Here is a 14,355-nt window from a genome sequence, read left to right as displayed (position 1 = left end):
TAACTTTGCCACAAGATAAAACTAGCACATGAATATTCCACAAGAATTAAAGTACACAAAAGACCACGAGTGGGTTAAAATTGAAGGAGACACTGCGACTATCGGAGTTACAGATTTTGCCCAGGGTGAGCTTGGGGATATCGTATATGTTGAGGTAGAAACTCTGGATGAAACTCTTGAAAAAGAAGAGGTTTTTGGAACCGTAGAAGCAGTAAAGACCGTTTCAGATCTTTACATGCCAGTTTCAGGTGAGATCATTGAATTTAATGATAGTCTTGAAGATGAGCCGGAAAAAGTAAATAATGATCCTTATGGTGATGGATGGATGATCAAAATAAAACTTTCAGACGCTTCTGAAGTTGAAGGTCTTCTTTCTGCCGAAGAATATCAGGAAGTAGTAGGTGCATAAATTAGTTTTAATTTTAGCGCTTCTTTATACAGGTGCCATCACGTACTTTTCTTTGATCGTGATGAACTTCAAAGTAAGTGTAGGTGGTTTCGATCCTACAGACAAAATGCTCCATGCCGGAGCATATTTGTTTTTATGTGTTTTATGGAAGCTATTTTTTATCCTGAAAAGCACCGATTTTACACGTTATCGCCCTAATCTCTACTGGGTTGCTATCGCGTGTTTTCTATTTGGTATGTTAATTGAGGTTCTACAGGGAACTCTAACCAGTTACAGGACACCCGATTGGTGGGATGGCCTGGCAAATTCGACTGGTGTATTGCTTGCAGTCATCTTTTTCCTGGTAATGGCGCCCACCATAAAAAAGTTGAAAAGCAGGTATTCTTTGTAATTAACCTTTATTAACCTAGCTTTTTATGAAACCGAAAAAAAATCCGAAAGCCGATCTTCGTCGGAACTGGGTCCTGTTTCTTCAAATTGGACTTATTGTAACCTTATTTTTTACGCTACAGGCATTTCAATGGAAAACTTATGATCCTGCTCAGGCAGGTAAAGATGTTTTGAGCATGGATGATCTGCCCCAGGAGGAAGTTCCTGTAACCATTTATGATCAAACACCACCACCTCCGCCACCACCTGTAGAGCCTCCGGAAATTAAAATTGCTCCAGACGATGCAGATGTAGAAGAAGATGATATAGCTCCCACTGAGATCAATCTGGATGATATCGTGGAACCTGAAGATATTATAAATGCAGAACCTGATGAAGAGATTGAAACTGTCCCATTTATATTTATTGAAGATGTTCCCTTATTTCCAGGTTGTGAGGATCTGGATAATAATGCAGACAGAAAGAGCTGCATGAGTGAACAAATCAGCAGGTTCGTTGGTAAAGAATTTGATACCAGACTTGGGGAGAAATTAGGGCTAACGGGAATGAACTTAGTAACCGTCCTGTTCGTGGTAAATACACAGGGTGAAATCGAGCAGGTGCAGGCTCGAGCTCCTCATCCTAAACTTGAAGAAGAGGCTAAGCGGGTGATCTTAAAACTGCCGAAAATGAAACCCGGGAAGCAAAGAGGAAAGGCAGTGCCGGTCTCTTATGCTATCCCAATTCGGTTTAAAGTTCAATAGTTTTGAGCTTATACTGAAAATTAGCTGTAGATTAATTACTTATTCTATCAGATTAATTTAGTTTTTTAGAAAAAATCTTTATTTTAGCAACCCTTAACAACTAAACGCATTATGGAACCTAAGAAAAATCCAAAAGCTGATTTAAATAGAAACCGAACTCTTTATTTGCAGTTAGGTCTTATTCTTGTTTTGCTAATAACCTGGCAGGCAATAGAATGGAAGACATATGATCCTGAAGCTGTAGATATCGGACAGTTAAACATGGACGAACTTGATGAAGAGGATGTGCCAATTACAGAAATGCAAAACACACCTCCACCACCGCCACCTCCACCACCGGCACCGGAAGTTATCGAGGTTGTAGAAGATGAGGAAGAAGTGGAAGAGGATGAGATCCAGTCTACAGAAACCAATCTTGATGAGATCGTTGAAGTAGAAGAAGTTGTTGAGGCTGTTGAAGAAGAAGAGGTAGCTGATGTACCGTTCGCGGTTATTGAAGATGTGCCAATCTTCCCGGGATGTGAAAATCTAAAGAACAACAACGAGCGCAAAGCTTGTATGAGTGAAAAGATCAGTAAGTATGTGAACAAGGAGTTTGATACAGATCTTGGTTCTGAGTTAGGGCTTTCTGGTATCAACCGTGTGATCGTTCAGTTTAGAATTGATGAAAAAGGTAATATTGGTCAGGTAAGAGCTCGTGCTCCACACCCTAGACTTGAGAAAGAAGCTGCTAGAGTAATTAACAGTCTTCCTAAGATGAAGCCTGGTAAGCAGCGTGGAAAACCGGTAGGCGTTATGTACTCCCTTCCAATTGCTTTTAAAGTGCAGGATTAAGTGTCCGCTCAATATCATATAAATCCCGGCTATGTCCGGGATTTTTTATTTTGGGATACTTCTGTTTTATGTATCTTACAGCACCAATTAACCTGCTACTTACCTATGAAGTATTGCCTGCTTCTTGTTTTTACATTTTTCTGTCTAAGTGTTTTAGGTCAGGATTCGAGTACAGTATCTGAACTCTATCCGGAATTTGAAGAATGCTCCAATGTTACTTACGCAAATCAGGAAAGTTGTTTTAAGAATACCTTCCTCGCGAAGTTCAAAGATGAATTCAGGCTACCGGAATCTTTTATGCAGGAAAACTATACCGGTAAAATCACCATAGTTTTTGAGGTTGATGAAGATGGTATTTTTCAAGTTATTTATCTGGATGCTGCATACGAAGATCTAAAGACAGAAGTGAGAAGGGTGTTTGCAGGTCTTCCGCGGTTAAAACCTGCTACCTACAACGGCAGAGCGATTCATATGCAGTTTAAGATGCCACTGAAACTACCGCTTGATTCCAGCTCAGCTTTGTATCCTGTCGAAGATATTTCCGAAGAAAATAATAAAGAAGTAGTTGCCCAGGAGAAAGAATCCATGGAATCCAATATTCTTGAAGAATATGAGAGAATAAAATCTGATGATTTTACCCAACCACGATACAGTAGCCAGATCAATATCCCGCTATCGCATGAATATTATAGTCGGTTTGATGCTGAGATCAATCAAATAGGTCTTAATTCTCATTCGGCTTCTAAACCGATAATGTTTGCAGAGGTGAATAAATACTATGATTTTGAAGCTGAAAGACAGGAAATGCTGCAGGATCGAAATACTTATGCAGGGCGAAAACTTTGGAATGAGCACCTGGTTAGGTTTCAGACAGACGATTACTGGTTTACCATAGATCCTGGATTTGATTTGCAAATAGGAAAGGATTTTGAACAGACAGAGCATGAGTTTACGTATAACAATACCCGAGAATTTATTGTACAGGGAGGTTTAGGTAAAAAGTTCAATTTTTATTCAGTCATCTATGAAAGTCAGGGAAGATTTGCTCAGTATTATAATGATTTTGCTGAATCTATACGTCCTGCCGGAGGTGATCCGGCGATCGTACCGGGTAGAGGAATAGCTAAAACTTTTATGAATGATGGGTATGACTACCCGGTTGCAGAAGGTTATTTATCCTTTACTCCTTCAGAATTTATAAATATCCAGTTTGGACATGGCAATAACTTTATTGGTGATGGATATCGTTCCCTTTTATTAAGTGACAATCCATCTCCTTATCCTTATTTGAAGCTGAATACCAAGTTCTGGAAGATAAAATATACAAATACCTGGATGTCTCTAAGAGATGTTCGTCCGGAAGTTACCAATAGCGGCTCCTTCAGAACAAAATATATCGCAAATCATTATTTGAGTCTGAATCTTACCAAACGTCTTAATCTTGGATTCTTTGAGTCGGTTATGTGGGAGAATGACAACGATCGTGGTTTTGATTTGAATTATTTGAATCCTGTGATCTTTTATCGTGCGATAGAATTCGCTACGGGAGCCGATGGTGGAAACGCGATTATAGGACTAACAGGGAAATACAAGATATCGAACCAGATGTATACGTATGGACAGTGGTTGATTGACGAATTTTCTTCAACCGATGTTTTTGGAGGAGAAGGAAGCTGGAAGAATAAGCTTGGTTTTCAACTTGGTTTAAAGTATTTCAACGCTTTCAAAGTAGATGATCTTTACCTTCAGGCTGAATATAACCAGGTGCGCCCATATACTTATTCTCATAATTCTATTACGCTGAACTATGCACATAATAACCAGTCCATGTCTCATTTGTGGGGTGCGAATTTCAGAGAGTTTGTAGGAATCGCACGATATAGAAAAGATAGGTATTATGGGAGTGCGAAACTGATTCTTGGAAAGCGCGGTTTTGATTTTTCTGAAGACGGAGCTTATTACGGTCAGGATCTATACAGAAGCGAAGAGGCCCGCCCATTTGAAACCGGGGTAGAAATTGGGCAGGGAAATACAACGAACTCATTTTATTCTGAACTAGAAGCAGGTTATATCGTGAATCCAACTACGAACTTAAAACTGTTTGCTAGTTTCATCTACAGGGACTTTAATCCTCAGGTGAATACTGCTTTAAATTCTGAAATTTCCACGACCTGGATCAACTTTGGATTGCGTACAGATATTTTCAACTGGTATTTCGATTACTAGTCTTTTTATCCCTGAAAATTAACACATTGCCAGCCTTGCTAAAACCTAATTAAGGAGTATCTTTGCACAAGTTAAAAAAAGCTTTTTTGAGCAACACTCGCGTACATAATCCCAGCGCTTCCATACTCTCAGATTTTAAGGAAATTACTAAGATGAGGCTGGCCATTAGTGTGGTTTTCTCCTCTGTGGCGGGTTATTTTTTAGGTGCCGATTCCATAGATTTTGTGACTGTTACTTTACTTGCCATTGGTGGTTACCTCATGGTAGGAGCGAGTAATGCGTATAACCAGATCATAGAAAGAAACCTGGATAGTCTAATGGATCGCACGAAAAACCGTCCGCTGCCAGCAGGAAGAATGTCTGTTACCACAGCATTTACCATCGCAAGTATTTTTACTGTTCTGGGTTTGATTGTTTTATATGTGATCAATCCAAAGACCGCAATGTTCGGTGCGATAAGCATCTTCATGTATGTGAGTCTTTATACACCATTAAAGACGAAAACGCCTTTGGCAGTATTTGTTGGGGCATTTCCAGGAGCCATCCCATTTATGTTGGGCTGGGTGGCGGCATCGGGAAGCTTCAGTATAGAGCCAGGTACTTTGTTTATGATCCAGTTTTTCTGGCAGTTTCCGCATTTCTGGGCAATTGGTTGGTGGTTGTTTGATGATTATAAAAAAGGTGGATTCTTTATGCTTCCTACTGGGAAACGTGATCGTGGAACGGCAGTTCAGATTATATTATATACCTGCTGGACGATCATGGTGTCGCTAATTCCCGTTTTCGGAGTTACCGGTAAGTTGTATCTGACCCCGGTTTCCGGAGTCATAATCTTACTGCTGGGACTTGGAATGATGTATTATGCGATCAGACTTTTCAAAGAGAAAACTGCTGAAGCGGCAAAAAAATTAATGTTTGCAAGTGTGTCCTATATCACGTTGCTGCAAATTGTATATGTACTCGATAAATTTATTAGACAATGGATTTAACACAGGGATCAGACGAAATGAAACAGGCCCGTGCAAAGAAAATGATGCTTTGGTTCGGGATCATAAGTATGGTTATGACCTTTGCAGGTTTGACCAGTGCTTATGTGGTGAGTAAGAACAGGCCAGACTGGCTAACCGACTTTGAACTTCCAGTTTCATTTCTTTGGAGCACACTGGTAATCGTAGCGAGTAGTATCACACTCTGGCTATCTAAACAGGCGATAAGATCTGGGAATCGTAAAAATGCCTCGGCGTTCTTGATTGGAACTTTGATTCTGGCTATTTTATTCGTGGTTTTCCAGTTCTACAGCTTTTCAGAAATAGTGCAATCCGGTTATTATTTTACTGGTAGTGAGAGTACGATCACAACATCTTTTATCTATGTTTTGGTGCTGGCGCATTTAGCCCACCTGGCGATAGGATTGATAGTACTTTTAGTGTTAATTTATAACCATTTTAAACAACGTTATAATACAGGTCAAATGCTTGGATTTGAGCTTGGTGCAACTTTTTGGCACTTTGTTGATTTTCTGTGGATTTACCTGATTATCTTTTTATATTTCTTTAAATAATAAAATTGCGTATTTTTGCGCATCCTTTAACATTAAAACACTTCTATGGAGGCTACTGTTGTTAGAACAGGCACTGAAGGAAAAACCTGGGGTGGTGGTAATGATCCACTAAAAGCTAGTTACGGTAAGATGATGATGTGGTTCTTCATCCTATCTGATGCTTTAACATTTTCAGGGTTTCTTGCCGCTTATGGTTTTTCACGCTTTAAATTTATTGATTCCTGGCCAATAGCCGATGAGGTTTTCAATCACTTCCCGTTCTTGCATGGAGTAGATGCTCCAATGTATTATGTGGCGTTGATGACGTTCATTTTAATATTTTCTTCTGTGACTATGGTACTTGCCGTAGATGCAGGGCATCATATGAAGAAAGCCAAGGTAACGCTTTATATGTTTCTTACCATTATTGGTGGTATCATATTCGTAGGATCACAAGCCTGGGAGTGGAAGAACTTTATTAGCGGAGAATATGGAGCTGTAACTACTAAAGGTGGTAACATCCTTCAATTCGTAGATGGTGAAGGTCATCGTGTAGCATTATCTGAGATCGCAATTCCAATTGAAGGCGATAGAGTAGAACATAAAGCTAACAACGGGATCTGGTTTGATTCCGGAGCTGATCTGCCAACCTATTCACTTGATGAGATCAAAGCTGGTTTTGCAGCTAATGAAGATCTGCTAATTAGAACACAAACATTTACCGAAGATAACGAGAAAACCATCCTAAGCAGAGATGAGTCTCTGGCTAAGCTAGACGCTGAAGCTATTGGGACTGTAGAAGGTGCAAACCTTACTCAAAACGAGTATGGCCCACCACTATTTGCAGACTTTTTCTTCTTTATTACTGGTTTTCATGGATTTCACGTGCTTTCCGGGATTATCATCAATATCATTATCTTCTTTAATGTAGTTATTGGAACTTACGAACGAAGAGGAAGTTACGAGATGGTGGAAAAAGTTGGTCTTTACTGGCACTTTGTAGACTTAGTTTGGGTATTTGTATTTACATTCTTTTACCTGGTTTAATTCTGAAATAAATTATTATGGCTCACGATACAACACACGAAGGATCTGCGACTAAAAGGATCTGGTTTGTTTTCGCAATACTTTCAGTAGTAACAATCGCAGAAGTAATTCTTGGAATTATTAAGCCTGCTTTCCTAACAGACACTATGTTTTTAGGAATGAGATTGCTTAACTGGATATTTATCCTGCTTACTATCTATAAAGCGTATTATATCGCCTGGTCTTTTATGCACCTTGAACATGAAACCAAAGGACTTAGAAGATCGATCGTCTGGACGTCTATTTTCCTTATATCTTATCTTATTTTCATCCTTCTTACTGAAGGTGGATATATCTACGAAGTGTATAAGAGCGGGCATGTAGCCTGGGACTTCTAACAAAAGTTAAAAGCATAGGAAAAGGCGGTTTTATAAAACCGTCTTTTTATTTTTGTACCCGTCTGTAAAGCATCTCATTGCTATGAAGAAGTTTCTAGTTCTTGGTATTTTATTCGCCCTTCCAATCACCGCATACTTGTTCTTTGCTTCTGGCAAGAACAACTTCGCCAGGTTACCTGTGCTCACAGAAAATGTAACCGATATAACAGGAATGGAAACCAATACCGATAGTGTTCTTAGTTTTGATGAGCATATCACAGTTGTCGCTTTCTTTGGATCAGATCTTGAAAAAATTAAGGGCAATACCTTCAATCTCGATAAAAAGATACTTGAAAAATATTACGATTTTGACGATTTTCAATTTGTTCTAATTCTTCCTTCGGAAACTAAAGAAGATACCGGGAACTTTATTGAAGAATTTAAAAAGATTAGTGAATCTTCAAAATGGAAAATAGCTTATGCCACTTCTGAAGAGATCGAAACAGTCTTTGAAAGTTTTGCCAGTCCGCATAAACTTGATAAGGATCAATACACGCCTTATGTTTATATCGTAGATAAAGATCGTAATCTTCGCGGGCGTGATGACGATGAAGATCACGGTGAGCTTTATGGTTATGATTCACGAGATGTTGCAGAGCTCAATAACAAGATGAACGATGACGTAAAAGTTATCCTTGCAGAATATCGTCTGGCTTTAAAGCGTAATAATCGAAAAGATAAGATCTAATGAAAAACTACTCATATATAGGAATTTCACTGATCATCCTGGTTTTCGGGATTATTTTTATTCCGAAGATCATAGACAGGATTAGTGATGATGAGATCGTTAAAGCAGATCGCCTGAATAAAACAACCAGTAAAAAGCGTACTAAAACCGATGTTCCTTTGGTTTACCTTGAAATTGACGGAGAGCGAAAAAAAGCACCTCAATTTAGTTTTGTAAACCAGGACGGCGATACGATCACCAACAAAGATTACGCGGGTAAAGTATATGTGGCAGAATTCTTTTTTACAACCTGTCCTACCATTTGCCCGATTATGAACAAAAATCTAGTTGAAATACAGGATGAGTTTGAAGATGCTTCCAATTTTGGGATTGCTTCATTTTCTATTGATCCAGAGCATGATACTCCAGAAGTGCTCACAGAGTATGCCGATAAGTATGGAATTACAGATCCAGACTGGAACCTGCTCACTGGAGATCGCGAAAAGATTTACGAGGTGGCGAATAAAGGTTTTGGAATATACGCCGGGGAAGATGCATCTGTAGCTGGAGGATTTGCCCATCAGGGCTGGTTCGCTTTAGTAGATAAGGAAGGTTATATAAGGTCAAGAACCGATGATTTTGGAAATCCAATCATCTATTATCGTGGTTCTGTAGAACGAAATAAGTCGGTTACTGGAGACCAGGAAGAACCGCAGATCGAAATATTAATTGAAGATATAAATAACTTACTTTGAAAACTTCTTTGAACACTTCAGATAAGATCGCTGTTCCTGTGATCATAGGTCTCTCTATCGCCGTTCCTGCCATCGTTGTAGTTCTTATGTTGCTACCTGAGCGTTACAACATCTTTGGAACTAATTCGATAACATTTCCGCTTTTTCATGGCGTGCTTAATTTCCTAACTGCAATTTTACTGGTTGTTGGCTATTTCTTCATGAAGGCAGATAATTTTTTAGCACACAGAAATACTATGATCGCCGCATTTGGCCTTTCTGTAGTTTTCCTGGTAAGTTATGTGCTTTCAAAAATCAGTAATGAACCGGTGCCTTATGGAGGAGAGGGAGTTTTGCGATACGTCTATTTCTTCATTCTTGTTTCCCATATCATATTATCCGGAATCATAGTGCCGCTGGTTTTATTTACAATGTATAGAGGTTTGAGTGGCGAATATAATAAGCACTCGAAGATAGCAAGATGGACATTCCCAATCTGGTTATATGTAGCCGTAACTGGTGTACTGGTATTTTTATTTATGATGCCGTATTATTAATTCTCTTCGGAAATTTTTAATTTGGTGAGATCAAGAGACTGAAGATGAAGAAACTACTTATTCTAAGCATTCTATTTGCAGCCTTTCTTTTAATTCCTGAAACTGCTGAAGCGCAATGCTCCATGTGTCGCGCCGTGCTGGAAAGTGAAGGTGATCAAAGTACCGCAAAGGGAATTAATGATGGTATTCTATATCTTATGATTTTCCCATATCTGCTTATTGGTGGAATTGGTTATTTCATTTATCGCACCTGGAAGAGAAGAGAAAAAGAAGAAGCTTAGATTCTGTCTACTGTAAACTTAAGTTTAAGAATTACACTTTCCCTAACATTATTGTAACATTTCATTTTTTTGATAGTCTTATTGAATAGAAGACAGGTTCTTCTGTTTAATAACCATCAATCATGATCAATATTACCAATCTTCACAAATCCTATAAAATGGGCGCGAATTCATTGCACGTGCTCAAAGGGATCAATTTCGAGGTTGCTGAAGGTGAACTCGTTTCCATTATGGGCTCTTCAGGATCCGGAAAATCTACACTACTAAATATCCTGGGAATGCTGGATGAAGCCGATGAAGGCTCCTATATTCTCGATGGAGTTCCTATCAAGGGACTTAGCGAGAAACAAGCAGCGAAGTATCGAAATAAATTTCTGGGTTTCATCTTCCAGTCTTTTAATTTGATAAGCTATAAATCTGCATTGGATAACGTAGCACTTCCACTTTATTACCAGGGTTTACCTCGCGGTGAACGTATGGATAAAGCAATGAGTTACCTGGAGAAGGTAGGTCTGGCTAAATGGGCTGGACATTTACCTAATGAACTTTCAGGTGGACAGAAGCAGCGTGTTGCCATCGCAAGAGCACTAGCTAGTGATCCAAAAGTCTTGCTGGCAGATGAACCAACAGGTGCTTTAGATACAAAAACTTCTTATGAAGTGATGGATCTCATTCAGCAGATAAATGATGAAGGAAGAACCATACTGGTGGTAACTCATGAAAATGATATCGCCCAGATGACTAAAAGGATCGTAAATCTTAAGGACGGTTTGATCATTGAAGATACTTTGGTTTCACAAATAAGAGCTTCAGAAAATGTTTGATCTGGATCGTTGGGATGAGATCTTCGAAACCATCCGAAAAAATAAGTTACGCACATTCTTAACCGGACTTTCAGTAGCATCAGGAATTTTTATCCTGGTCATCCTGCTTGGAATTGGTGAAGGAATGAGAAATGGTATTGCCCGCGAATTTGAGCAGGATGCTGCAAATTTAATGCTGGTTTATCCAGGAATGACCTCTAAAGAATATAAAGGACTAAACCCGGGAAGACGTATTCAGTTTAAAAATGAAGACTACGATCAGATTCTAAGACTTTACGGCGATAAACTTGATAAAAGCGCTTCGTTATATCAGCAATGGGGACAGGTGCTCACTTACGGGAAAGAATCTGGTTCCTACCAGGTCTACGGAAGTTTTCCCAGCTACCAGGTTCTGGAAAACAACACTCTTACTACAGGTCGATTTATCAATATCCCAGACCTTGATAATTCAGAAAAAAATATGGTGATAGGTCAGCGAATCAAGCTGGACCTTTTTAAGGATGAAGATCCTATTGGTAAATACGTGCAGGTTTCCGGAGTGAACTTTAAAATTGTTGGAGTTTATACCGATCCCGGGGGAGAACGTGAAGAATCCCGCGCTATAATTCCGATAACCACTGCTCAGAAAGCTTTTGGTGGTGGAAATGATATAGCCAGAATGTATCTTACCCTCAAACCTGAAGATGATTTTGACAAGTCGGTAGCTGCCTCCACACAATTTACTGCAGAACTGGACCAGTTCTTAAAGGAACGCCATACGGTTGCACCAGATGATAATAGTGCCATCTACGTAAATAACTCGCTGGAAAATGCGAAACGCTTTTTCACTTTAATGGATATGATAAAATTATTCTTCTGGGGTGTTGGTGTTTGTACTATTATCGCGGGAGTTGTTGGGGTTAGTAACATCATGCTTATAATTGTGAAAGAACGCACCCGTGAAATTGGCGTAAGGAAAGCATTAGGAGCTCAGCCACTTTCAATTATTGGAATGGTACTTCATGAATCGATCTTTGTAACAGCTATTGCAGGTTTCCTCGGACTCATATTTAGTCTCGCACTACTGGAGTTTGTGGGACCTATGATCGAAACCCAATATATTTATAACCCAACCGTTAATTTCACGGTAGCGATCAATACGGTGTTTATTCTGGTGATAGCAGGAGCACTGGCGGGATTCTTCCCGGCCTGGAGAGCAGCCAGGATCAAACCAATTGTAGCACTAAGAGACGAATAGTATGTTTAGTAGAGATCGTTGGAATGAAATTATAGAAGCACTAACCTCGAACTGGTTTAGAACCCTGATGACTGCTTTTGGAGTTTTATGGGGAATATTTATCCTTGTCATCCTACTAGCTGCAGGAAAAGGATTGGAAAACGGAGTAAAGCAGGGTTTTGGTGGTATTGCAACCAACACCATGTTCATGTGGACACAGGTAGCTTCAAGACCTTATAAAGGAATGCCGAAAGGAAGATTCTACAGCTTTGAAGTAGAAGATGTAGCGGCTATCAAAAGGGAAATACCAGACTTAAGGTTTGTTTCGCCTAGAAATCAGCTTGGCGGTTTTGGTGGAGACAATAACGTGGTGCGAGGCTTAAATACCGGTGCTTTCAATGTGTACGGAGATTATCCGGAAATTATTCAGCAGGAACCCATGGATATTACCACCGGAAGGTTCATTAATCATTCAGATATCGATCAGAAAAGGAAAGTTGCGGTGATTGGAACCGGTGTGTTAGCTGCGCTTTACGACAAGGGCGAAGATCCGCTTGGGACTTACATCAAGATTAGTGGAGTGAATTTCATGGTGATTGGAACTTACAAGAAGAAAAGTCGGGGTGGTGACGCCGAGGAAGGTCAGAAGGAAATATTTGTTCCTTTTACAGCTTTTTCCCAGGCCTTTAATCGTGGGAACAAAGTTGGCTGGATGGCCATCACCGCAAAAGACAATAATAGTATAACAGCACTTAAGGGAGATATTATCGATCTGGTCAAGGAACGTCATAAAATACATCCGGAAGATGATCGCGCGGTAGGTAATTTTGACCTCTACCAGGAATTTTCTAAAGTAAACGGACTTTTTGTAGCCCTCAAGGCAGTAGCCTATTTTGTGGGAGTACTGGTCTTACTTTCAGGAATTATTGGGATTAGTAATATTATGCTCATTGTGGTTAAAGAGCGTACCAATGAAATTGGAGTAAGACGTGCTTTGGGAGCAACGCCATGGTCTATAAGAGGGCAGATCCTGATGGAGTCAATTTTTCTTACCATCATTTCAGGAATGAGTGGGATCATTCTTGCTACCGGGGTAATCTGGCTGGTCAATTTCCAGCTGGACCAGATGGATACTTCAGAAATGATGTTCTTAAACCCTTCCGTAGACCTGGGAGTGGTGATCGTAGCCCTTAGTATTTTAATAATCTCTGGTCTTCTGGCCGGTCTTATACCTGCGCAGCACGCCATCAAAGTAAAACCTGTGGATGCTCTGCGTACTGAATAGTTAGTAAATAGAAACACAATCAAGAAATGAAAAAATTTGTAACCATCGGAATTTTAGTTTTAATAGCGGTGACCTTCGTAGGGGCGCTTTATTATCTCTATCAAAAAAGTGAAGAAGATCCAGTTGTCTATCAAACCGAGGAACCTTCAGAACAAACTATTATTAAGAAAACTGTCGCTACCGGAAAAATTGTTCCGAAGGAAGAAGTGCTTATTAAGCCAAATATTTCAGGAATCATCGATGAAATATACATCGAGGCTGGTGATAAGATCAAACAAGGGGATCTAATTGCCAAAATTCGCGTAATTCCAAATGTATCATCACTGCAAAGCGCGAAAGATAACGTGGCAACTGCCCGTATTAACCTTGATAACGAAAAGAAAGTTTATCAAAGACAGAAAGAGCTTTATGATAAAGGCGTGATCTCTGCCAACGATTATGATGCAGCTGAAGTTTCTTACCAGAGAAGTGAGCAAAACTATCGTTCAGCACAACAAAATTATGAGATCGTAAGAACCGGAACCACCAGTGGAATTGGAAGTGCAGCAAATACCCTTATACGTTCCACTGTAGAGGGGATGGTGCTGGATGTTCCCGTGAAGACTGGAAACCAGGTAATTGAAAGTAACAATTTCAACGATGGGACCACGATCGCAACGCTTGCCGATGTGAACGAAATGATCTTTGAAGGGAAAGTTGATGAGAGTGAAGTTGGAAAGATTAAAGAAGATCTTCCGCTTGAAGTAACCGTTGGTGCGATTGAAAATAAATCTTTCGATGCTGTCCTTGATTATATAGCTCCAAAAGGAGTAGAGGAGAACGGGGCGATACAATTTGAGATTAAGGGAACTCTTAACAAGGCAGATACTACCTTTATTAGAGCGGGGCTTAGTGCGAATGCATCTATTATTCTTGCGAAAGCTACAGATGTACTTGCGATCAAGGAAGCGCTTGTGCAATTTGATGATGAGAGCAAGAAGCCATATGTGGAGATCATGACCGGTGACCAGGAATTTGAACGCAGGGAAATTAAACTTGGAGTAAGTGACGGAATTAATGTAGAGGTGACCGAAGGTCTGAAAATGGGCGATAAAATCAAGGTTTGGAACCAACTTAAAGCTCCAACAAACATAGCTCAAAACTAGAATTTAATTTTTAGGTGTAACAACCTGTACCTTTTACAGAC

17 protein-coding genes are annotated in these 14,355 nt (G+C 39.7%); all 17 read left to right on the top strand.

The window, feature by feature from the left end; all coding sequences use genetic code 11:
* Positions 1–28: 28 nt before the first annotated feature.
* The 17 genes from gcvH to T8I65_RS13580 all read left to right on the top strand — a co-directional run bounded on the left by gcvH (position 29) and on the right by T8I65_RS13580 (position 14,314).
* A complete protein-coding gene (gene gcvH, locus T8I65_RS13660; RefSeq protein ID WP_141878760.1) occupies positions 29–409 on the top strand; it encodes a glycine cleavage system protein GcvH in 381 nt (126 codons plus the stop codon).
* Complete coding sequence (locus T8I65_RS13655) at positions 402–800, top strand: VanZ family protein (protein ID WP_260443446.1); 399 nt, start codon at positions 402–404, stop codon at positions 798–800. The genes gcvH and T8I65_RS13655 overlap by 8 nt, the downstream gene beginning before the upstream one ends.
* A gap of 25 nt (positions 801–825) precedes the next feature.
* A complete protein-coding gene (locus tag T8I65_RS13650) occupies positions 826–1,542 on the top strand; it encodes an energy transducer TonB (RefSeq protein WP_322301118.1) in 717 nt (238 codons plus the stop codon).
* Positions 1,543–1,653: 111 nt separating this feature from the next.
* The gene (locus tag T8I65_RS13645; protein ID WP_322301117.1) at positions 1,654–2,376 is read left to right on the top strand and encodes an energy transducer TonB; all 723 of its coding nucleotides are present in this window, start codon (positions 1,654–1,656) and stop codon (positions 2,374–2,376) included.
* Positions 2,377–2,481: 105 nt separating this feature from the next.
* Complete coding sequence (locus T8I65_RS13640; RefSeq protein WP_322301116.1) at positions 2,482–4,602, top strand: gliding motility protein RemB; 2,121 nt, start codon at positions 2,482–2,484, stop codon at positions 4,600–4,602.
* Positions 4,603–4,688: 86 nt separating this feature from the next.
* Entirely contained in the window at positions 4,689–5,591 is a 903-nt protein-coding gene (gene cyoE, locus T8I65_RS13635; protein ID WP_322301115.1) for a heme o synthase, read from the top strand.
* On the top strand, positions 5,582–6,163 hold the full coding sequence (locus T8I65_RS13630; protein WP_322301114.1) for a cytochrome c oxidase subunit 3: 582 nt from the start codon (positions 5,582–5,584) through the stop codon (positions 6,161–6,163). Before cyoE ends, T8I65_RS13630 begins: the two co-directional genes overlap by 10 nt.
* Before the next feature lie 45 nt (positions 6,164–6,208).
* Positions 6,209–7,189 carry a cytochrome c oxidase subunit 3 gene (locus T8I65_RS13625; protein ID WP_322301113.1) on the top strand — a complete coding sequence of 327 codons (981 nt, stop codon included), beginning with the start codon at positions 6,209–6,211 and terminating at the stop codon, positions 7,187–7,189.
* 17 nt (positions 7,190–7,206) lie between these two features.
* Entirely contained in the window at positions 7,207–7,566 is a 360-nt protein-coding gene (locus T8I65_RS13620) for a cytochrome C oxidase subunit IV family protein (protein WP_322301112.1), read from the top strand.
* 82 nt (positions 7,567–7,648) lie between these two features.
* Positions 7,649–8,293 carry a hypothetical protein gene (locus T8I65_RS13615; RefSeq protein ID WP_322301111.1) on the top strand — a complete coding sequence of 215 codons (645 nt, stop codon included), beginning with the start codon at positions 7,649–7,651 and terminating at the stop codon, positions 8,291–8,293.
* Complete coding sequence (locus T8I65_RS13610) at positions 8,293–9,027, top strand: SCO family protein (protein ID WP_322301110.1); 735 nt, start codon at positions 8,293–8,295, stop codon at positions 9,025–9,027. Before T8I65_RS13615 ends, T8I65_RS13610 begins: the two co-directional genes overlap by 1 nt.
* On the top strand, positions 9,024–9,563 hold the full coding sequence (locus tag T8I65_RS13605; protein ID WP_322301109.1) for a DUF420 domain-containing protein: 540 nt from the start codon (positions 9,024–9,026) through the stop codon (positions 9,561–9,563). Before T8I65_RS13610 ends, T8I65_RS13605 begins: the two co-directional genes overlap by 4 nt.
* Before the next feature lie 44 nt (positions 9,564–9,607).
* On the top strand, positions 9,608–9,844 hold the full coding sequence (locus T8I65_RS13600; RefSeq protein WP_322301108.1) for a hypothetical protein: 237 nt from the start codon (positions 9,608–9,610) through the stop codon (positions 9,842–9,844).
* Positions 9,845–9,966: 122 nt separating this feature from the next.
* Entirely contained in the window at positions 9,967–10,668 is a 702-nt protein-coding gene (locus T8I65_RS13595) for an ABC transporter ATP-binding protein (protein WP_322301107.1), read from the top strand.
* Positions 10,661–11,905 carry an ABC transporter permease gene (locus tag T8I65_RS13590; RefSeq protein WP_298246155.1) on the top strand — a complete coding sequence of 415 codons (1,245 nt, stop codon included), beginning with the start codon at positions 10,661–10,663 and terminating at the stop codon, positions 11,903–11,905. The genes T8I65_RS13595 and T8I65_RS13590 overlap by 8 nt, the downstream gene beginning before the upstream one ends.
* Before the next feature lies 1 nt (position 11,906).
* Positions 11,907–13,169: an ABC transporter permease gene (locus T8I65_RS13585; protein WP_322301106.1), complete on the top strand. Its 1,263-nt coding sequence runs from the start codon at positions 11,907–11,909 to the stop codon at positions 13,167–13,169.
* A 26-nt stretch (positions 13,170–13,195) separates the two neighbouring features.
* Positions 13,196–14,314 carry an efflux RND transporter periplasmic adaptor subunit gene (locus T8I65_RS13580; RefSeq protein ID WP_322301105.1) on the top strand — a complete coding sequence of 373 codons (1,119 nt, stop codon included), beginning with the start codon at positions 13,196–13,198 and terminating at the stop codon, positions 14,312–14,314.
* Positions 14,315–14,355 lie beyond the last annotated feature (41 nt).

The sequence above is a fragment of the Christiangramia sp. OXR-203 genome (assembly GCF_034372165.1).
Taxonomy (GTDB): Bacteria; Bacteroidota; Bacteroidia; order Flavobacteriales; family Flavobacteriaceae; genus Christiangramia.
The sequence above is the reverse complement of the archived record's forward strand: the minus strand, read 5'-3'. Positions and strand labels throughout refer to the sequence as shown.